This window comes from Simplicispira suum (genome assembly GCF_003008595.1).
In the GTDB taxonomy this organism is placed as follows: Bacteria; Pseudomonadota; Gammaproteobacteria; order Burkholderiales; family Burkholderiaceae_C; genus Simplicispira; species Simplicispira suum.
This window is the reverse complement of record NZ_CP027669.1, coordinates 67765-87701: the sequence shown is the minus strand read 5'-3', so window position 1 is coordinate 87701 and position 19937 is coordinate 67765. Positions and strand designations below refer to the sequence as shown.

At 63.5% G+C, this 19937-nt stretch carries 15 protein-coding genes; 10 read left to right on the top strand and 5 right to left on the bottom strand.

Annotated features, from left to right (window positions below):
* Positions 1-8 precede the first annotated feature (8 nt).
* Positions 9-2060, bottom strand: coding sequence for a TRAP transporter permease (locus C6571_RS00400; RefSeq protein WP_106444909.1), 2052 nt, complete (start codon positions 2058-2060; stop codon positions 9-11).
* Entirely contained in the window at positions 2057-3040 is a 984-nt protein-coding gene (locus C6571_RS00395; protein ID WP_106444907.1) for a TAXI family TRAP transporter solute-binding subunit, read from the bottom strand. Before C6571_RS00395 ends, C6571_RS00400 begins: the two co-directional genes overlap by 4 nt.
* A gap of 190 nt (positions 3041-3230) precedes the next feature.
* Here C6571_RS00395 and C6571_RS00390 point away from each other — a divergent pair, with 190 nt between their 5' ends.
* The 3 genes from C6571_RS00390 to C6571_RS00380 all read left to right on the top strand — a co-directional run bounded on the left by C6571_RS00390 (position 3231) and on the right by C6571_RS00380 (position 6284).
* Complete coding sequence (locus C6571_RS00390; RefSeq protein WP_106444905.1) at positions 3231-4316, top strand: DUF6817 domain-containing protein; 1086 nt, start codon at positions 3231-3233, stop codon at positions 4314-4316.
* A 198-nt stretch (positions 4317-4514) separates the two neighbouring features.
* Complete coding sequence (locus tag C6571_RS00385) at positions 4515-5063, top strand: NADPH-dependent FMN reductase (protein WP_106444903.1); 549 nt, start codon at positions 4515-4517, stop codon at positions 5061-5063.
* A gap of 321 nt (positions 5064-5384) precedes the next feature.
* Entirely contained in the window at positions 5385-6284 is a 900-nt protein-coding gene (locus C6571_RS00380; protein ID WP_106447941.1) for a LysR family transcriptional regulator, read from the top strand.
* A 19-nt stretch (positions 6285-6303) separates the two neighbouring features.
* Here C6571_RS00380 and C6571_RS00375 read toward each other — a convergent pair whose 3' ends face one another.
* Positions 6304-7374 carry a tellurite resistance/C4-dicarboxylate transporter family protein gene (locus tag C6571_RS00375; RefSeq protein ID WP_106444902.1) on the bottom strand — a complete coding sequence of 357 codons (1071 nt, stop codon included), beginning with the start codon at positions 7372-7374 and terminating at the stop codon, positions 6304-6306.
* A gap of 176 nt (positions 7375-7550) precedes the next feature.
* Here C6571_RS00375 and C6571_RS00370 point away from each other — a divergent pair, with 176 nt between their 5' ends.
* The 5 genes from C6571_RS00370 to C6571_RS00350 are packed head-to-tail and all read left to right on the top strand — an operon-like array spanning position 7551 to position 12001.
* On the top strand, positions 7551-8543 hold the full coding sequence (locus tag C6571_RS00370) for a sulfate ABC transporter substrate-binding protein (protein WP_106444900.1): 993 nt from the start codon (positions 7551-7553) through the stop codon (positions 8541-8543).
* 3 nt (positions 8544-8546) lie between these two features.
* A complete protein-coding gene (gene cysT / locus C6571_RS00365; RefSeq protein ID WP_106444897.1) occupies positions 8547-9422 on the top strand; it encodes a sulfate ABC transporter permease subunit CysT in 876 nt (291 codons plus the stop codon).
* A complete protein-coding gene (gene cysW / locus C6571_RS00360; RefSeq protein ID WP_106444895.1) occupies positions 9419-10330 on the top strand; it encodes a sulfate ABC transporter permease subunit CysW in 912 nt (303 codons plus the stop codon). Before cysT ends, cysW begins: the two co-directional genes overlap by 4 nt.
* Entirely contained in the window at positions 10327-11439 is a 1113-nt protein-coding gene (locus tag C6571_RS00355; RefSeq protein WP_106444893.1) for a sulfate/molybdate ABC transporter ATP-binding protein, read from the top strand. The genes cysW and C6571_RS00355 overlap by 4 nt, the downstream gene beginning before the upstream one ends.
* Positions 11440-11488: 49 nt before the next feature.
* A complete protein-coding gene (locus C6571_RS00350; RefSeq protein ID WP_106444891.1) occupies positions 11489-12001 on the top strand; it encodes a disulfide bond formation protein B in 513 nt (170 codons plus the stop codon).
* Here C6571_RS00350 and C6571_RS00345 read toward each other — a convergent pair.
* Positions 11986-12654: a glutathione S-transferase gene (locus C6571_RS00345; RefSeq protein WP_106444889.1), complete on the bottom strand. Its 669-nt coding sequence runs from the start codon at positions 12652-12654 to the stop codon at positions 11986-11988. The genes C6571_RS00350 and C6571_RS00345 overlap by 16 nt on opposite strands.
* A 71-nt stretch (positions 12655-12725) precedes the next feature.
* On the opposite strand from C6571_RS00345, the gene C6571_RS00340 reads away from it, so the two are divergent.
* A complete protein-coding gene (locus C6571_RS00340; protein ID WP_106447940.1) occupies positions 12726-14366 on the top strand; it encodes a GAF and HD-GYP domain-containing protein in 1641 nt (546 codons plus the stop codon).
* 59 nt (positions 14367-14425) lie between these two features.
* Here C6571_RS00340 and argA read toward each other — a convergent pair whose 3' ends face one another.
* On the bottom strand, positions 14426-15772 hold the full coding sequence (argA, locus tag C6571_RS00335; RefSeq protein WP_106444887.1) for an amino-acid N-acetyltransferase: 1347 nt from the start codon (positions 15770-15772) through the stop codon (positions 14426-14428).
* A 101-nt stretch (positions 15773-15873) separates the two neighbouring features.
* Here argA and hrpA point away from each other — a divergent pair, with 101 nt between their 5' ends.
* Positions 15874-19914: an ATP-dependent RNA helicase HrpA gene (hrpA, locus tag C6571_RS00330; RefSeq protein WP_245901338.1), complete on the top strand. Its 4041-nt coding sequence runs from the start codon at positions 15874-15876 to the stop codon at positions 19912-19914.
* Positions 19915-19937: the final 23 nt, after the last annotated feature.

Genomic DNA, 19937 nt, shown 5'->3' with positions numbered 1-19937 from the left:
CCGCGTTCTCAGGCGGGCGCTTGGGCGCGATTGGCCTGCCGTACGCGCACGGCATGCCAAAGCGCCAGGACAGCCGCCATACTAAGACCGATCTCGTCGGTCGACGGCAATGCCGCAACCAGAAAACCGGCTGCAACCAAGGCCCAAATGCGCTCCCACCAGGCCAATGGTTTGATCCAATAACCGATGGCAGTGCCCCCCCAAAGCACGATGGCGACGACGGCCTTGAACATCACGTAGAGCGTGGCTGTCCAACCACCATCGCCCTGCAGCATCAGTGCGGGCGCGTATACGGCCATATAGGGAACGACAAACCCGGCAATGGCAATGCGCATGGCTTGAAAGCCAATTTTCAACGGCGATTCCTTCGCAATCGGCGCCGCAGCGAAGGCTGCCAGCGCCACCGGTGGCGTGAGATCGGCCATGATGCCGAAGTAAAAGACGAACATGTGCGAGACGATCAGCGGCACGCCGAGCTCGAGCAGTGCTGGCGCGGCGAGCGAACTGGTGATGATGTAGTTGGGAATGGTCGGAATGCCCATGCCCAGCACCAGGCACACCAGCATGGTCAGCACCAGGCTCAGAAACAGGCTGCTTTGCCCCATCTGGATGATGTAGCCGGCAAACAGCGTTGCGGCGCCCGTGAGGGTGAGCACACCGATGATCACGCCCACCAGCGCGCAGGCGACACCCACGGGCAGCGCATGGCGTGCGCCCTCGGCCAGGGCGTGCAGCGCCATGCGCAAGGTTTCGCGGCCGCCGCGCAGAAACCACAACACCACGGCCATGGCGGCAGCCAAGCCGATGATGGCGCCGATCCCATACTTGAAGAAACTCGACGCGGCCAGGCCAATCAGCACCCAGAAGACGATTTGCAGTGGCCGGGTGCCAAAGCGGGTCGTCATGGCAGCGCCAAAAATGAGCACCACGGTCAGGGCCAGCCCGACCATGCCGGAAAACAGCGGTGTGTAACCCGAGAACAGCAGCCACACCAGCACCGCCAGCGGCAAGATCAAGTACCAGCGCAGCTTGATGGCGGCCCAAGGGTCAGGGCATTCTTCCTTGGGCATGCCCAGGAGGCCGCGCCGGCCGGCTTCCAGGTGCACCATGACAAAGGCGGTAAAGAAGTACAGCAGCGCCGGAATCGAAGCCGCCTTGCAAATCTCCAGATACGGCACGTCGATGGTTTCGGCCATGATGAAGGCCACAGCGCCCATCACCGGCGGCATGATCTGCCCGCCCATGCTGGCGGTGGCTTCCACGCCGCCGGCGAAGTCGGCCCGGTAGCCAAAGCGCTTCATCAGCGGAATGGTGAACTGCCCGGTGGTGACGACGTTGGCCACGCCCGAACCGTTGATGGTGCCCATCAGGCCGGACGACACCACCGACACCTTGGCCGGCCCGCCCTTGGTGTGGCCGAACAGCCCAAGCGCAAAGTCGGTGAACAGCTGGATCATCCCGGCGCGCTCCAGGAAGGCGCCAAACAGGATGAACAGGAAAATATACGAAGACGACACGTAAGTAGGCGTGCCGTAAATGCCTTCGGTGCCAAAACTGAGCTGCCCGACGATCTGGTCCAGCCCGTAGCCCCGGTGGCCCAACACACCGGGCGCATATTGGCCAAACAGCGCATAGACCAGAAAGGTGGCGCAGACCAGCGGCAGTGCCAGCCCCATGATGCGGCGCGCGGCTTCAAAGACCAGCACGATCAATATGAGACCGATCACCATGTCGCTGCGCGTGAGTTCGCCCGCCCGGTGGACCAGGTCGGCCTCGAACACCCACTGGTACAGGCCCGTGACAAAACCTAACGCGCCAAGGCCCCAGCCCAGCCAGCGCTGGCGCGCTGGCGGATACAGCACAAAAGTTACCAACAGAAGAAAGCCAACGTGTACGCCGCGCACCACGCTGCTCGAGAGCGGGCTGAAGGCGGCGGTGACGATCTGAAATACGGAAAACGCCACTGCCACCCAGAACAGAGCGCCGGCGAAGGCCGGCGGTTCTGCGTCTGGGGTCTGCAGCTGCGCGTCGGCCGGGGCCGGAGCAGCGGCTGCGTTCATTTAAGGACGCCAGCCTCGCGGTAGTATTTCTCGGCGCCCGGATGGAAGGTCACGCTCGTGCCCTGCATGGCCGTTTTCAAATCAATGCTCTTGGCAGCATTGTGCGCAGCGACCAGGCTTGGCAAATTCTCGAACATGGACTTGGTCATCAGATAGACCTCGTTGTCGGACACGCCGGTGTGGCTGACCAGGAAATTGCGGATGGCCACCGTGGGCACATCGGCGGTCTGACCTTCGTAGGTGTTGGCGGGAATGGTTGCCGGCTGGTAGGCCGCGTCCCCTACCTTGGCCACGACGTCGGCCGGCACGGACACCACCACAATTTTCACGGCGGTTGCCAGATCGCGAATGGAGGACACGCCCAGGCCTGCAGACTGCAGCGTCACATCCAGCTGGCGGTTCTTCATGAGTTCCACCGATTCGCCGAATGGCAGGTATTCCACCTTGGCGAAATCGCTGTAGGCCAAGCCTGCAGCCTTGAGAATGGCGCGGGCGTTGAGTTCCGTGCCCGATTTGGGCGCGCCAACCGAAATGCGCTTGCCCTTCAGATCGGCCATGGTTTTGATGCCTGCGTCGGCATTGGCCACGATCTGGATGAAATTGGGGTAGATGCCTGCCACTGCGCGCAATTTTTTCAGCGGCGTGGCAAAACCCGATTCCTTGTTGCCGTTCCAGGCGTCGGAGAGGGCGTCACCAAGCGTGAAGGCAATCTCGCCGCGCCCTGCCTGCAGCAGGTTCAGGTTTTCTGCCGAGGCTTTGGTGGATTGCACCGTGACCTTGGCGTCGGGCATGGCCTTGCCGTAAATCTGCGAAAGCGCGACCCCCATGGGGTAGTAGACGCCGCTCTGGCCACCGGTCAGAACGTTGATGAATTTTTGTTGCGCCAGCGCCAAACGCGAAAAAGGCAAAGTGGCGCTTGCCAGCGCTCCGAGCACGAGAGTGCGGCGGGGCAGGGGCAGGGCGGAAATGAGGTGTTTCATCGGTGTCTCCGGATTTGTCGTTCGGGAAGGCAGCGCCGCATCGACGCCACCACGAAGGAGCGACTGTAGCGTCAGCTTGGCAAGCGTGCATTGGTGCGCACCCTAGCGCGCCGCCACGCAGCGGAGGGCGACACAGCAGACATCCGGCCATACTGGGGTCTTGTTTCTCTCTACCAAGGAACGGTTTGCCATGACACTCGCATTTCAGGCTTTGGATTCCGCATTGTTTGCCCGCGCCCAGACCTTGCTCGACGAGGACTGGCTGGCGCGCGATGCCGATCTGGCGCCGATCCTGCCCACCGTGCTGGCACGTGGCGTGGGGCAGGACTGGCACAAGGTGGGCACCTTTCGCCACCACTTGGTGGGCGTAGCGCGCTCGCTGGCTTTGTGGCAGCAGCCGCGTGAGGTGCGGCTTCTGGGTTTGCTGCACAGCGTGTATGGCAACGCTTTTGTTGATCTGGTGAAGTTCGATCCGGCCAGCGAGCGCGCGCGCCTTCGCGAGTTGGTGGGAGAGGAATCGGAAGAACTGGTGTTTTTGTTCTGCCAGCGTCCGCGCGCGCAATTTGTCCAGCGCGTGCTGGAGGGCGCGGTGGCCGCCGACGGCAGCGTGCTGCTTCAGGATGCTTCGGGCGAGCACCGGCTCACCGCCCCACAGGTGGCCGCCTTCATCGTGGTCAGCATGGCCGACACCATCGAGCAGTGGTTCAGCTGGCAGGACGACATCTATTCGCGCTTTCCCAAGGTGGAGCACCGCCCGCAGAACGTGCACTGGGCCGCGTCGCTCTGGCCCGGCCCGATGCGCCCCAGCGGGCGCATGCTGCACCAGATCTCGCTGCTGGGGCGCGCACTGGCGCACCCGGCGCTCAGCGGCCTGCTGCCGACGCCGCCGGTGTTCAACCACTGCCAGCAGGCGCTGGGCGCTGCCGACGAAGCGGCCGCTACCGCGTTGTACTGGTCCGTCATTCAGCAGGATCAGCCGCTGGTCGACCTGGACGTTGCGACTGCGGTGCTGGAGCAGGCCGTGCGCCACAACCCGTATGTGGGCGAGCCGCAAATGGTGCTGGCGCAGCTCTACCTTTCGGCCGGCAGGAATGCCGATGCAGAGCGGGCGGCCGCCAGCGCGCTGCAGCAGTTCAGTGCCTGGGGCAACGCCTGGGACAAGCGCGTGGCCTGGGATGCCTGGGTGGCCTGGACGCGCATCCTGCTCCAGTCGGCGCAGACCGGCCGCTGGCCCGAGCGGTTGGACAAGCTCAACAACCTGGCACTGCGGACGTAGGACAGCGCCGTACTGTGCGCCGATCGATAGGCGCGAAAATTTCAGTCAAAAGTAAGTCCAGCGCTTATTGGGTAATCGCTGGACGCTATATTTTTAATAGCTATTTCCTTCTCTGCCAGGCAGCGCCAGGCTGGCATGCACCCTATCATGCCGGGATTGGGTCGCCACCTCTGGCCGCCTGCTACAAGGAGACATTCCATGAGTGACATCACCATTGCCGTGCTGGTCGGCAGCCTGCGCAAAGAGTCTTTCAACCGCCGTCTGGCCCAGGCGCTGGTCCGCATGGCGCCAGCTGGCTGCAAATTCACGATGCCACGCATCGACGATCTGCCGCTCTACAACCAGGACGACGACGCGCATCAGGCGGAGGCGGTGCTGCGCTTGAAGTCGGAAATCGCAGCCGTGCAGGGAGTGATCTTCGTGAGTCCCGAATACAACCGCTCGGTGCCGGGTGTGCTCAAGAATGCCATTGATCATGCCTCGCGTCCGTATGGCACGAGTGCCTGGGCAGGCAAGCCCGCCGGCGTGATCGGGGTGTCCGGTGGCGCCATTGGTACCGCGCTGGGTCAGCAACACCTGCGCAACATCCTGGCCTACCTGGACATGCCCACGCTGGGCCAGCCCGAGGCCTTCATACAAGCCAAAGATGGTTTGTTTGACGCCAACGGCGGGATTGGTGAGGACAGCCGGAAGTTTGTTCAAGCCTGGCTGGACGCCTATCTGGCCTGGGTGAAGAAGCACAGCTGAGTGTATTGGAAGCTGCATATTGAATAGCGACCAGCGCTTTGTGGGTAAGCGCTGGGGCCATTTTTCATTCAAATTTTGATCAGCGTGTCAGGCGGTCTTCAGTGGCTGTTTGTTCGGGGTGCGCGCGGCTGTCGGCTGGTGTCCTGGCGCGCACCGCTTCGCCGGTGACCGCGCCCACGCCAGGACCCTAGGCGCGCGCAAGTGCAGGTCGGTAGCACCAAAGAATCCCAAGAGAACGATGGATAGAGTTTGCGCGAGAGCGCAATCTTTCAAACGATGGCAGTATCGGCCGAGATCGTTCCATTCACGGGTTCAAAAATGATGCAAGACCTCAACGACATGCTGTATTTCGCCGAGGTGGTCGAGCGCGGCGGTTTTGCTGCAGCGGGGCGGGCGCTGGGTATTCCGAAATCTCGGCTCTCGCGCCGGGTCTCGGAACTGGAAAGTCAGCTGGGCGTACGCCTGCTGCATCGCACCACGCGCAAACTCTCGCTCACCGATGTGGGCGAAGCTTATTTGCGCCACTGCCAGGCGGTGCGCGAATCGGCCCAGGCAGCCGCAGACGCCGTGGCCCAGGTGCAGACCGAGCCGCGCGGCACGCTGCGGGTGAGCTGCCCGGTGACCATTGCGCAATCGGTGCTGGGCGAGTTGATGCCGGCTTTCTTGGCCCGTTATCCCTTGGTGCGGGTAGAGATGCTGGTGAGCAACCGTGTGGTCAATCTGGTGGAGGAGGGTGTCGACGTGGGTCTGCGGGTGCGCGAATCGGTGGAGGGCAGCGCCAGCATGGTGGTCAAACGCCTGGACCGCACCCGCCAGGTGCTTGTCGCCAGCCCGGACCTGTTGGCGCGCCATGGCACGCCGCGCACGCTGGCCGATTTGTCCCGCATCGACAGTGTTGCCATGACAGCCGCCGATGGCAAGGCAGCGTGGAACCTGATTGGTCCCGGCGGCGCGCGCGAGACGGTGCAGCACCAGCCGCGCTACGTGGCCGACGACCTGCTCACGCTCAAGTTTGCCGTGCTCGCGGGAACGGGGCTGGGTTGGCTTCCCGACTACATGTGTGAAGATGAACTGCGCCAGGGGAGACTGGTGCGCGTGCTGCCGGACTGGACGACGCCGCAGGGCATTTTTCATGCTGTCTTTCCCTCGCGTCGGGGACTGGCGCCGGCAGTGCGAAAATTTCTAGATTTTCTGGAAGAGACAGCGTCGGGCAAGCCCTAGCGAAACACTGCGCTGGGCGTCAGCTCCGAGCGAACGCAACGTTCCAGGTTTGGCGCGCTGCGCCCAGGGCGGCGGCGCTCCAGGCCAGCAGTGCGATGCCGAGAAAGGCGACCGGCAGGGCGCTCAAAAAATCGAAACCCATCGCGAGCCGCATCTCCTGCGTGCAGGCGGCATACATCCCAAGCGGAAACACGGCGCCCCAGTACAGCGGGTCGTAGTGCAGGCCAAAGCGCTTGACGCCGTAACGCCAGACGGCGAGCACCAGCAGCATGGGAATCCACCAGGTCCCCGTCGCCCAATAAAACACCGTAAAGCCTTTCAGAAATGGCAGCAGCGAAGCGAGAAACGGTGCGTCCGGCGTGTTGAGGATCAGCAACGAGCCGGCCAGGGTGGAGATCGCCATCGCGCCCATATTGATCCAGTAGGGAGGCGAGAGATCGCCCGGGCTGAACGGGAAGAAGGTGTAGCGGTAAAAGATGAGCGACATCATCCAGATGTAGAGCATGCCGCCCCACAGCCACATCGAGAGCGCAAAAAAGTTCAGCTCCAGCCGGTAGGGCTGGCCGATATGGGTGGCCAGCAGCGCACTCAGCACCGCCACCGACTGCGTGGCCACCACCGCTAGCAGCCAGCCGCCGCTGATGCCTCGGTCCAGCGTGGGCTTGTCCTCCTTGATGGTCAGCGCCGTGAAAATGGTGTAGGTCAGCAGCAGCCACAGCGCCAGTCCCGCGCCCCAAAGCGCCAAGCCGGCACCGGTCCAGCGCATCAGCACCAAGCACTGGCTGCCCAGAACGTTCGTGGCTGCCACGGCGGTAAAGAACGCCGGGCCGCGCAGATGGCTCAGCAGATCGGCAAGAAAGCGCTCGCGAAACAGAGCCAGACGGGCCAGATAAAGCCCCCACATCAGCACGTACAAAAACAGATTCAGCGCAAACAGGCCGAGCGCGAGTGTGCGCAGACCCAGCATGTGCGCGGCGATCGACACGATGCCCGTGGCCATCACCATGCCGAAGTTGGCGGGCGACATAGCGGCCAGCGCGTTGCGCCAGGCGGGAGCGGGCAGGGAAGACGGCGATGGAGTTACGGGCATGGGGCTCTGCGCGCACAAGGGTGGGGTCCGATGATAGAACCCTCCGTGAGGCCAGAGCGCGTTCGCTTATGCATTTTTAAGCATGAATTTAGAAATAACTATTCGTTTGAGTTTTAAAGCGTCCTCTTCACAATCGCGCCATTCCTGTTTTTTCGCGCGCCGCGCCGTCTGCTCTTATGAAAATCCGCCTTCTTCTCGCCGCCCTGGCCCTGGGTACAAGCTCTATCGCTTCGGCCCAGACATCGCTGCTCAACGTCTCCTATGACGTGGCGCGCGAGTTCTACAAGGAATACAACCCGGCCTTCGTCGCTCACTACAAGAAAACCACCGGCAAGGACGTGAAAATCGATCAGTCCCACGCCGGCTCCAGTGCCCAGGCGCGCGCCGTGAACGACGGACTGGCAGCCGACGTGGTCACCATGAACACCACCACCGACGTGCAGTTCCTGGCCGACAACGGCGTGGTGGCGAAAGACTGGCAAACGAAGTTCCCGAACGATGCTTCGCCCACGACCTCCACCATGCTTTTCATGGTGCGCAGCGGCAACCCTAAAGGCATCAAGGACTGGAGCGACCTCATCAAGCCCGATGTGAAGGTCATCGTCGTCAATCCCAAGACCGGCGGCAACGGCCGCTATGCCTACCTGGCGGCCTGGGGCTCGGTGCGCGAGAAGGGCGGCACCGACGCGGAGGCTGCGGATTTCGTCGCCAAGCTCTACAAGAATGTGCCCATCCTCGCCAAGGGCGGGCGCGATGCCACGGCCACCTTCGTGCAGCGCGGCATTGGCGACGTGTTGATCACGTTTGAGTCCGAAGTGGTCTCCATTGAGCGGGAATTCGGCAAGGGCAAGATCGACGCGGTTTACCCGTCGGTCAGCATCACCGCCGAAAACCCGGTGGCGGTGGTGGAGCGCACCGTGGCCAAGAAGGGCACCGCCGAGCTGGCCAAGGCCTACCTTGATTACCTCTATTCCGACGAAGCCCAGGAAATCGCCGCAAGGCACGCGGTGCGCCCACGCTCGGAAAAAGTGCTGGCCCGGCATGCCGATGTGTTCAAGCCGATCAAGCAGTTCACCGTGGCCAAGTACTTTGGCAGCCTGACCGAAGCGCAAAAAGTGCACTTCAACGACGGCGGCCAGTTCGACAAGCTGTACACGCCCGGCAAGTAAGCCATGGCGCAAGCGATTGCCGCGCCGGCGCAGGTCGCGCGCCCGGCGAAGCGCGCCAGCCGACGCGTGCTGCCCGGTTTCGGGCTGACGCTCGGCTACACGCTTTTCTACCTCAGCGTGATCGTCCTGATCCCGCTCTCGGCGCTGGTGTTCAGCAGCTTCACCCTGACCTGGGAGCAGTTCTGGACGGCAGTGGCGTCGCCGCGCGTACTGGCCTCGTACCGGCTGACGTTCGGGGCCTCGTTCCTGGCGGCCTCGGTCAATCTCTTTTTTGGTCTGTTGATTGCCTGGGTGCTGGTGCGCTACCGCTTTCCGGGAAAACGCATCGTCGACGCGCTGGTCGATTTGCCGTTTGCGCTACCGACCGCCGTGGCCGGTATTGCACTGACGTCGCTGCTCGCGGGCAATGGCTGGATTGGCAGTCTGCTGGAACCGCTCGGTATTCAACTTGCCTTCAAACCGGCGGGCATCGTCGTGGCGCTGATCTTCATCAGCTTGCCGTTTGTCGTGCGCACGGTGCAGCCGGTGCTTGAAGATGCCGAGCGCGAGCTGGAAGAAGCCGCGACCAGCCTGGGCGCCACGCGCTGGCAGGTGTTTACCAAAGTGCTGCTGCCGTCCATCACGCCGGCGCTGCTCACGGGTTTTGCCATGGCGTTTGCGCGCGCGGTGGGTGAATACGGCTCCGTCATTTTCATTGCCGGCAACATGCCCATGGTGTCCGAGATCACGCCGCTCATCATCATCGGCAAGCTCGAGCAGTACGACACGGCGGGCGCCACGGCGGTGGCTGTGGTCATGCTGGTGATCTCGTTTGTGCTGCTGCTGCTGATCAACGCCTTGCAAACCTGGCAAAGACGTCGCGCAGGAGCATCGTCATGAGCGCCGTGATGCGCAACAAGGCCGCCGCACGTTCCGGCACCACCGAAGCGCCGTGGGTGCGCGCGTTGCTGATTGCGCTCGCGCTCGGCTTCATGGTGCTGTTCCTGGTGCTGCCGCTGGCCGCTGTGTTTGCCGAAGCGCTGCGACAAGGTTTTGCTGCCTATCTGGCGGGGCTACGCGAACCCGATGCCTGGGCCGCGATTCGCCTCACCTTGCTGACCGCCTTGATTGCCGTGCCGCTGAATCTGGTGTTCGGTATTGCGGCTGCGTGGTGCATTGCCAAATACGAGTTCAAGGGCAAGGCGTTTTTGACGACGCTGGTGGATCTGCCCTTTTCCGTCTCGCCGGTGGTCGCCGGCCTGACCTATGTGCTGATCTTTGGCGCCAATGGCTGGATCGGCCCTTGGCTGATGGCGCACGACATCAAGATCATTTTTGCTGTACCCGGCATCGTGCTGGCGACCGTGTTCGTCACGGTGCCGTTCATTGCCCGCGAACTGATCCCGCTGATGCAGGCCCAGGGCAACGACGAGGAGCAGGCCGCCATCGTGCTGGGCGCGAGCGGCTGGCAGACCTTCTGGCATGTCACGCTGCCCAATATCAAGTGGGGCCTGGTCTACGGCGTCATTCTGTGCAATGCACGGGCCATGGGCGAGTTCGGCGCAGTGTCGGTGGTCTCGGGCCACATTCGCGGCCAGACCAACACCATGCCGTTGCATGTGGAAATTTTGTACAACGAATACCAGTCGGTTGCGGCCTTTGCCGTTGCTTCGCTGCTGGCGCTGCTGGCTTTGGTCACGCTGGTCATCAAAAGCATTGCTGAGTGGCGGCAAGAAAAGCAGTTGCGTGAAGCGGCCGAGCTGCCGCCAGAGCGCCCGCACGCCAGCGCCGCAGGAACCCCATCATGAGCATTGAAATCCGCAACGTCTCCAAGCAGTTCGGGACCTTTCGCGCGCTGGACGACGTCAACCTTGACATCAACTCGGGCGAACTCATCGCCTTGCTTGGGCCCTCGGGCTGCGGCAAGACGACGCTGCTGCGCATCATTGCCGGGCTGGAAACGCCGGATACCGGCAGCATCCTTTTCAGTGGTGAAGACACCACCGACGTGCACGTGCGCGAGCGCGGCGTTGGCTTTGTGTTCCAGCACTACGCGCTGTTTCGCCACATGACGGTGTTTGAGAACGTCGCCTTCGGCCTGCGCATGAAGCCCAAGAAGCTGCGCCCGAGCGAAGCGCAGATCAAGAAAAAAGTGACGGAGCTGCTGGCGCTGGTGCAGCTCGACTGGCTGGCCGAGCGCCACCCCTCACAGCTCTCTGGCGGGCAGCGCCAGCGCATTGCCCTGGCACGCGCGCTGGCGGTGGAGCCCAAGGTGCTGCTGCTCGACGAGCCTTTTGGCGCGCTTGATGCGAAGGTGCGCAAGGAACTGCGCCGCTGGCTGCGCCGCCTGCACGACGAGCTGCACGTGACCAGCATCTTCGTTACCCACGACCAGGAGGAGGCGCTGGAGGTGGCCGACCGCGTGGTGGTCATCAACCACGGGCGCATCGAGCAAAGCGGCTCGCCACAAGAGGTGTGGGACCACCCGGCGAGCCCGTTCGTGTATGGGTTTCTCGGCGACGTGAACCTGTTTCATGGCCGCGCGCACGAAGGGCTGGCAGAGGTCGGCGGCATGCTGTTGCCCGCGCCTGAGCAGGGCGCAGCGCAGAACGAAAAGGTGCTGGCCTATGTGCGTCCGCACGACCTCGACGTGGAGCGCCCTGGCGTGGGCGCGGCGGTGCCTGCCAACGCGCTTCTGGCGCAACTGACCCGGGCCATTGTGGTGGGGCCGATTGCACGGCTGGAACTCATTGCCCAAAATGCAACCCAAAGCCCTGACAATGCAGGCCCCGAGACCGTCATAGAGGCACAGATTGCCGCGCAGCAGTTTCGGGACATGGCGTTTCGCGAAGGCGAGATGTTGCTGGTCACTCCGCGCCGCGCCAAGGTCTTTCTGGATCAGGCGGCGGGCATTTAGGGCGCTCTTTGCCAGAGAGCCGCCTTCTTCTTGACGTTCTGGGGTTTCGATGATTCTCGATTGGTTCACCACGGCCCCGCGCCGCATTCTGGCGCTGATGTGCCTTGCCTGCATTGGTTTGCTGGCCTTCGGGCTGTATCTGCAGCATGTGGTGGGCCTGGAGCCATGCCCGATGTGCATCGTGCAGCGATACGCTCTTGTTTTGGTAGCTGTATTCACAGGACTGGCGTGCGCCAGGGGCTCAAAAGGCTGGATAACTTCTTGGTCGGTGCTGGCGCTGCTTGCCAGCGGCTTTGGCGCCTTTACGGCGGCTCGCCAGAGCTGGCTGCAGTGGTATCCGCCCGAGTTTGCGATGTGCGGGCGTGACTTCTACGGAATGATCGAGAACTACTCCATCAGCCGTGCCATTCCAATGATCTTCCGGGGCTCGGGCGATTGCGCAGCGGTGGACTGGACCTTCCTGGGCGGCTCCATTGCCAACTGGTCTTTCGTCTGCTTTGTTGGGTTTGCACTTTTGCTGCTGGTATTGCTCGCCCGCAGTCGGCGCTACGTTGCAGACTGAGCGCTTCCGGCGACGTTGCAAGAGAGGCGCACCGGGGCATCGCCTTCGCTCCAAGGCAGGTGCTTTTCCATCACTGCCGCAAAGAGGTCGCTCGCCAGCCAGGCAGCGAGCCATGTGTGCAGCCTGGGCAAGGGCATGGCGGCCCAGCGCCCCGGTTCAATGGCGGCAAACTGGCGCACGAACGGGAAGATTGCTGCGTCCGCGAGCGATCGGCTCGATCCGCACAACTGCCCTTGCTGCAGGCGGTCCTCCCACCGATCCAGGCAGCGTTGCGCGGCGCTCCAGGACGCCTCGCAGTTCCCATCGGGAAAGCGCTCTGGATATTTGCAGCGGTCCAGCGCATGCTTGAACGGGCCGTCGCACAGGGCGATCAAGGAGTCGGTCTCGGGCCCGGCGTGCCCGAGCCAGCCTTCCGGGTCGCATTGCGCGAGCGCCCAATGCATGATGGACAGGCTCTCGTCGATCACGCTTGCGTCCGCCAGCACCAGCACCGGCACGGTGGCTTTGGGCGATGCAGCCAGGAGGGCATCGGGCTTGTGCCGCAGCACCACTTCGCGCAGAGCGACCGGGGTGCCTGCCACAGCGAGCGCGAGGCGGGCACGGATGGCGTAGGGGCAACGGCGAAACGAATACAGCACGGGCAGCGAAGGCATGACCCATGGTAGACCGGGTTTCCGTGCTTTCGCTACCATGCACAGCGGGAGCCAGAAACAAGGGAGCGATGATGGAAAAGCAATCTGCGATGAACCTCTTCGCCCGGTTGGACCAACTCAACCGCATTGGGGCGGCGCTGTCCCGCGAGCGCAACATCGAGCGCCTGCTGGAGAACATTCTGGAAGCGGCCAGGGCGCTGACCGGCGCCGACGGCGGCACGCTCTACAGCGTGACGGAAGACCACAGCGCGCTGCGCTTTGAGATCATGCGCACCGACTCGCTGGGCATTCGTCAGGGCGGCACCACGGGCCAGAAAATCGATCTGCCCGAACTGCCGCTGCGCCGCGCCGATGGTTCGCCCAACGACGCGCTGGTGGCCGCGCACGCAGCGCTGCACGGGCGCACGGTGAACATCGTCGATGCCTATGCGCAAGAGGGCTTTGATTTTTCTGGCACGCGCGACTTTGACCAGCGCACCGGCTACCGCTCACAATCGTTTTTGACGGTGCCGATGACGGACCACCAGGGCGAGTTGATCGGCGTGCTGCAACTGCTCAATGCGCTCGACCCGGCCACAGGCCAGGTGGTGGCTTTCTCCGATGCCGACCAGAGCCTGACCGAATCGCTGGCCTCGCAGGCGGCGATTGCGCTGTCCAACCGCCTGCTGATCACCCAGCTTGAGCGTCTGTTCGAATCCTTCGTCAAGCTCATCAACATCGCCATCGACGAAAAATCGCCCTACACCGGCGGCCACTGCGAGCGCGTGCCCGAGCTCACCATGATGCTGGCCGAAGCGGCCGATGCCACGACCACAGGGCCGCTCGCAGAGTTCCGCATGAGCGATCGCGACCGCTACGAACTGAAGATGGCCGGCTTGCTGCACGACTGCGGCAAGATCACGACGCCGGTGCACGTGGTGGACAAGGCCACCAAGCTGCAAACGCTCTACGACCGCATCGGCCTGATCGACACCCGCTTCGAAGTGGCCAAACGCGACGCCGAGCTGGCCGCCCTGCGCGCCCAACTGGCCTTGCGCCCCGCCGTGGACCCTGGTGCCGAAGCCGTGGCCCTGGCCGGCCTGCAGCGAGAGATGCAGGCCATTGACGACGACCGGGCGTTCCTGCGCCATTGCAACCGCGGTGTCGAGGCCATGCAGCCGGCCGATCAGCTCCGGGTGCGCAGCCTGTCCGCACAGCGCCAGTGGCGCAATGTCGATGGGGTGCAGACGGCGTTTCTGACGGCCGAGGAAATCGAGAACCTCACCATCCGCTCGGGCACGCTGACCCAGGCCGAGCGCGACACCATCAATTACCACATCGTTGCCACGATCAAGATGCTCGAAGCCTTGCCCTGGCCCCAGCACCTGAAGAACGTGCCCGAATACGCAGGCGGGCACCATGAGCGCATGGACGGCAAGGGCTATCCGCGCGGCCTGACGCGCGATCAGATGTCGGTGCAGGCCCGCATGATGGGCATTGCCGACATTTTCGAGGCCCTGACGGCGGCCGACCGGCCCTACAAAAGCGGCATGAAGCTGTCGCAGGCTGTAGCCATCATGGAGCGCATGAAGCACGGCGGCCACATCGACCCCGATCTGTTCGAGGTGTTTCTGCGCGAGCGCGTCTATTTGCGCTACGCCGAACGCTTTCTGGATGCCGAGCAGATTGACGCGGTGGACGTGGCGGGCTTTGTCCCGGCAGTGCAAGCGTAGGCGCTATTCAAAATATAGCTGTTGGCGCTTGCTGAATAAGCGCTAGAGCCTATTTTTACCTAAAGTTTACGCACCAGCACCTGGCTGCGCCGGTCCCAGTTGTATTTGCGCTTGCGTGCCTCGGGAAGCCATTCCGGATCGACGAGCTTGAAGCCGCGCTTCAAGAACCAGTGCACGGTCCGCGTGGTGAGCACAAAGATGCTGTCCAGCCCCAGCAGGCGCGCGCGCTGCTCGATGCGGCGCAAAAGCTTTTCGCCATCGCCCGTGCCCTGGCTCTGCGGCGAGACCGTGAGCGCGGCCATCTCGGCGGTGCGTGCCTCGGGGTAGGGGTAGAGGGCGGCGCAGCCAAAAATCACGCCGTCGTGCTCAACGATGGTGTAGTTCGATGCGTCGCGCTCGATCTCGGTGCGGTCGCGCTTGACGAGCGTGCCGTCTTTCTCGAACGGTTCAATCAGCTGCAGGATGCCGGCAACGTCGTCTGCCGTGGCCTCGCGCACTTCTTCGAGTTTTTCGTCCACGATCATGGTGCCGATGCCGTCGTGCACGTAAATCTCCAGCAGCAGCGCGCCGTCCACGGCAAACGGAATGATGTGGCTGCGCTCCACGCCGCCCTGGCAGGCCTTGACACAGTGCTGCAGGTAGAACGCGGTGTCCGACGGTTGCTGGCTCGCCGGCATGCGGGCCAGCAGCTGGCGCGCCTGGGCGAGCGGCAGTTCGGTGTCGATGGGGTTGTCTTCGCTGGCGGGTTCGTCCGGGTTTTGCAAAATGCCCGGCACTTCGGAGACGAACACCAGCTTGTCGGCCTTGAGCGCAATCGCCACCGACGTCGCCACCTCTTCCATGCTCAGGTTGAATGCTTCGCCCGTGGGCGAGAAGCCAAAGGGCGAGATGAGCACCAGCGCGTCCATATCGAGCGAGCGCTGGATGCCCGCCACGTCGACCTTGCGCACCAGGCCGGAATGCTGGAAGTCCACCCCATCGACGATGCCTACTGGGCGCGCGGTGATGAAGTTGCCCGAAATCACCCGCACCGTGGAGCCCGCCATCGGCGTGTTCGGCAGGCCCTGGCTGAACGCGGCTTCGATCTCATAGCGCAACTGGCCGGCGGCCTCCTGCGCGCTGTCGAGCGCGATGGAGTCGGTAATGCGGATGCCGTGCGAGTAGCGTCCCTCATGGCCCTTGGCGGCGAGCTGCTCGTTCACCTGCGGGCGAAAGCCGTGCACCAGAACGATCTTCACGCCCATCGCCTGAATCATGGCGAGGTCCTGCGCAATGCTGTAGAGCTTGCCCGCAGCAATGGCCTCGCCCGGCAGCCCGATCACAAAGGTCTGGTGCCGGAATTTGTGGATGTAGGGCGCCACGGAGCGGAACCAGGGCACAAAAGTGAAGTTGAAGACGGTGGACATGCGCGTGGGCGGTGCCGCAGGGCGGCGGTAGGCTGGGTGGGAGTCGTCCAGAAAATGGAGCGGGCCGGGGATAATTCGCGATTCTCTACGAAGTTGCCACCTTGTCCGACGCCGCCGCCCGTTCTCTGCAGATCACGTTTCCCGAATCTTTGCCGGTCTCTGCCCGGCGCGCCGAGATTGCAGAGGCCCTCAAGCAGCACCAGGTCATCATCGTCTGCGGCGAAACCGGCTCGGGCAAGACCACCCAGTTGCCCAAGATTGCGCTCACCCTGGGGCGCGGAAAACTAAATACCCGCCCCGGCGAGCGCGGCCAGTTCATCGGCCACACCCAGCCGCGCCGCATTGCGGCCAGCAGCGTGGCCAAGCGCATCGCCGAAGAATTGAAGACGCCGCTGGGTGAAGTGGTGGGCTACAAGGTGCGTTTCCAGGACCGCCTGAGCCAGGGTGCCTCGGTGAAACTGATGACGGACGGCATCTTGCTGGCCGAGACGCAGACCGACCCGCTCCTTAAAGCCTACGACACCCTGATCATTGACGAGGCGCACGAGCGCAGCCTGAACATCGATTTTCTGCTGGGCTACATCCGCGAGATCCTGCCCAAGCGACCGGACTTGAAAGTGGTGGTCACGTCCGCCACCATCGACGCCGACCGCTTTGCCAAGCATTTTGAAAGTAAAAACGGCCCGGCGCCGGTGCTGATGGTCTCGGGCCGCATGTTCCCGGTGGAGCAGCGCTGGCGCCCGTTTGAAGAGTCGCGCGACTATGGGCTGAACGAAGCGATTGCCGATGGCGTGGATGAGTTGTGGCAAGGCAATGCGGGTGGCGATATTTTGGTGTTTCTGCCGGGCGAGCGTGAAATCCGCGAGGCCGCCGACCATCTGCGCAAGCACCTGGCGCACAACGTGGTGACGCGCAATGCCGAGGTGCTGCCGCTGTTCGCACGCCTCTCGCAGGCCGAGCAGGACCGCATTTTTGACGGCCACACCGGCCGGCGCATCATCCTGGCGACCAACGTGGCGGAGACCTCGCTCACGGTGCCGGGCATCCGCTACGTGATTGATTCGGGCACCGCGCGCGTCAAGCGCTACAGCCTGCGCAGCAAGGTTGAGCAGTTGCTGGTCGAGCCCATCAGCCAGGCAGCAGCCAACCAGCGCGCCGGGCGCTGCGGGCGGGTGGCCAGCGGCATCTGCATTCGGCTGTACGACGAGAAAGACTTTGCCGGGCGCCCGCGCTTTACCGACCCGGAGATTTTGCGCAGCTCGCTGGCCGGGGTGATCCTGCGCATGAAGTCGCTGCACCTGGGCGACGTGGCGCGGTTCCCGTTCATCGATGCGCCGTCGGGCCGCGCCATTGCCGACGGCTACCAGTTGCTGCACGAGCTGGGCGCGGTGGATGAGCAGAACGAACTTACTTCAATAGGCCGCGAGCTTGCGCGCCTGCCGGTGGACCCGCGCGTCGGCCGCATGATTCTGGAGGCGCGCGCGCGCGGCGCCCTGAACGAGGTGCTGGTGATTGCCAGCGCCCTCAGCCTGCAGGACGTGCGCGACCGCCCGATGGAGGCGCAGCAGCAGGCGGATCAGCAGCACGCCAAGTTCGACGACGAGAAGAGTGAGTTCAGCGGCTATTTGACGCTGTGGAACTGGCTGCAGCAGGCGCGCGGCGGCAGCATGCCTACATTGGCATCGGCCCGCGTGCAGCAAGCACAAGCCAAGCAAAAGGGCGGTACGGCGCGACAGGCGTTTTTGCCCATTTCCCAGCGTGCCTCGGGGGCACAGCCCGCGCCACCCGTGCCCGTGGACGCCCTCACGGGCGCCGCCCCCACCCACAAACTCAGCAACCGCCAATACGAACAGCTCCTGCGCCAGAACTTCATCAACGTGCGCCGCGTGCGCGAGTGGCGCGACGTGCACAGCCAGCTCCTCACCGTGGTGGCCGAGCACCGCTGGGAGCTGAACGCAAAGCCCGCCAGCTACGAAGAGCTGCACAAATCCATGCTCGCCGGCCTGCTCGGCAACATCGGCTTCAAGCCGGAAGAAGAGGACATGTACCTGGGCGCGCGAGGCATCAAGTTCCACCGCCACCCCGGTGCCCACCTGCGCAAGAAGCCTGGGCGCTGGATCGTCTGCGCCGAATTGGTGGAAACCACGCGTTTGTTTGGTCGCGGCATCGCCAACATCGACCCGACCTGGCTGGAAGAAGTCGGCAGCCATCTGCTTAAAAAGCAATTGCTCGACCCGCACTGGGAGAAAAAAGCCGCGGAAGTCGTGGCCTTCGAACGCGCCACGCTCTACGGCCTGGTGGTCTACAGCGGGCGGCGCAAACCCTTCGACAAGGTAGACCCGCAGGCCGCACGCGAGATGTTCATCCGCCAGGCGCTGGTGGCGGCCGATGTGCTGCCCGAATGGCACAAGCGGCTGCCGTTCCTGGCGGCCAACGAAAAGCTCATTGCCAAGGTCGAAGAGCTGGAGCACAAATCGCGCAGGCAAGACGTGTTGGTGGACGAAGAACTGATCTACGCCTTCTACGACCAGCAGTTGCCGCAAGACATCACCAGCGGCCGCAGTTTCGAGCAGTGGTACCGGCAAGAGACAGCCAAGCGCCCCGAGCTGCTGCGCCTGACGCGCGACGAATTGATGCGCCATGAGGCGGCTGGCATCACCACGGCTGCGTTCCCCAAAATGATTCGCCTGGGCGGCGTGGACTGCCAGGCCAGCTACCTGCACGAGCCGGGCGATGCGCGCGACGGCGTCACCGTCACCGTGCCCTTGTTTGTGCTCAATCAGGTGAGCGAGGAGCGCTGCGAATGGCTGGTGCCTGGCATGCTCAAGGACAAGATCCAGGCATTGCTCAAAAGCCTGCACCAGCGCCCGCGCAGCCGCTTTGTGCCGCTGCCCGAATCGGCGGCGCGCCTGGCCGAACTGCTGGGCACGCCCGACCGCATCGGGCACCTGGGCCTCGTCGATGCGCTGCTCAAGCAGGTGCGCGATGAAACCTCGCTCGACGTCAAGCGCGCCGACTTCAAGCTCGACATGCTGAGCCCGCATTTGTTCATGAACTTCCGCATCGTGGATGAGCATGGCCGCCAGCTGGGCCAGGGCCGCAACCTCGGCGCCCTCAAGGCCGAGTGGGGCGCGAAGGCGCGTGGGGCGTTCCAGGCCCTGGCGGGGCTGAAGCTGAACAGCAATGCTCAAGTTGCACAAAATTTGGAGCAAAATCAGCCTCTAGCGCACGACCATCAAGCGCAAGCAGCTATCAAAAACAAAGCAAAATCTGCGGCCCCCACAGTGCAGGCGGAAGCTCGCTACATCCACTGGACCTTTGGCGAGCTGCCCGAACTCATGGAAATTGGCCGGGGCGGCCAGCAGTTGATTGGCTTCCCCGCGCTGATTGACGCGGGCGATGCCGTCACCATCGAAGTGTTCGACGAGCCGGGCGTTGCCGCCGCCAAACACCGTGCGGGCTTGCGGCGCCTTTTTGCGCTGCAGATCAAGGATGCGCTCAAGTATCTGGAAAAAAACCTGCCCGAGCTGCAAAAAATGGCCGTGGCCTACATGCCGCTGGGCACGCAGGAAGAGCTGCGCAGCCAGATTCTGGATGTGGCGATGGACCGAGCCTTTCTGCTCGAACCCCTTCCCACCAATGCGCAAGAGTTCGAGCGTCGGGTCCAGGAAGGGCGCGGGCGCCTGACCTTGATCGCCAACGAAGTGGCGCGCCTGGCGGGCACCATCCTCATCGAATATGCAGCAGCGGCGCGCAAGATCAAGGACACCAAAATCGCGCCAGATGCCGTGCAGGACGCGCAGCAGCAATTGCAACGCCTGGTGCCGAAAAACTTCCTCACTGTCGCCCCGTGGCCACAACTGGCGCACTTTGCCCGCTACCTCAAGGCCATCGTGCTGCGCCTGGACAAACTGCGCGCCGACCCGGCCCGCGACGCTGCCAAACTGGCGGAACTGCGCCCGCAAGAGCAGCGCTACTGGCGCCTGGTGGCCGAGCGCAAAGGCGCGGTGGACGCGCGCATGCAAGAGCTGCGCTGGCTGCTCGAAGAGCTGCGCGTGAGCTTCTTCGCGCAGGAGCTGCGCACGCCGCAGCCGGTGAGCGTCAAGCGCCTGGACAAGTTGTGGGCGCAGATTCAGAGTTGAACTCGTGAAACGGCCGCCATGGG

Coding starts and splice junctions, on each gene's coding strand:
- C6571_RS00400 (WP_106444909.1), bottom strand. CDS start 2,060: ATGAACGCAGCCGCTGCTCCGGCCCCGGCCGACGCGCAGCTGCAGACC.
- cysW (WP_106444895.1), top strand. CDS start 9,419: ATGAGCGCCGTGATGCGCAACAAGGCCGCCGCACGTTCCGGCACCACC.
- C6571_RS00380 (WP_106447941.1), top strand. CDS start 5,385: ATGCAAGACCTCAACGACATGCTGTATTTCGCCGAGGTGGTCGAGCGC.
- C6571_RS00385 (WP_106444903.1), top strand. CDS start 4,515: ATGAGTGACATCACCATTGCCGTGCTGGTCGGCAGCCTGCGCAAAGAG.
- C6571_RS00370 (WP_106444900.1), top strand. CDS start 7,551: ATGAAAATCCGCCTTCTTCTCGCCGCCCTGGCCCTGGGTACAAGCTCT.
- C6571_RS00395 (WP_106444907.1), bottom strand. CDS start 3,040: ATGAAACACCTCATTTCCGCCCTGCCCCTGCCCCGCCGCACTCTCGTG.
- cysT (WP_106444897.1), top strand. CDS start 8,547: ATGGCGCAAGCGATTGCCGCGCCGGCGCAGGTCGCGCGCCCGGCGAAG.
- argA (WP_106444887.1), bottom strand. CDS start 15,772: ATGTCCACCGTCTTCAACTTCACTTTTGTGCCCTGGTTCCGCTCCGTG.
- C6571_RS00340 (WP_106447940.1), top strand. CDS start 12,726: ATGGAAAAGCAATCTGCGATGAACCTCTTCGCCCGGTTGGACCAACTC.
- C6571_RS00390 (WP_106444905.1), top strand. CDS start 3,231: ATGACACTCGCATTTCAGGCTTTGGATTCCGCATTGTTTGCCCGCGCC.
- C6571_RS00355 (WP_106444893.1), top strand. CDS start 10,327: ATGAGCATTGAAATCCGCAACGTCTCCAAGCAGTTCGGGACCTTTCGC.
- C6571_RS00375 (WP_106444902.1), bottom strand. CDS start 7,374: ATGCCCGTAACTCCATCGCCGTCTTCCCTGCCCGCTCCCGCCTGGCGC.
- C6571_RS00345 (WP_106444889.1), bottom strand. CDS start 12,654: ATGCCTTCGCTGCCCGTGCTGTATTCGTTTCGCCGTTGCCCCTACGCC.
- C6571_RS00350 (WP_106444891.1), top strand. CDS start 11,489: ATGATTCTCGATTGGTTCACCACGGCCCCGCGCCGCATTCTGGCGCTG.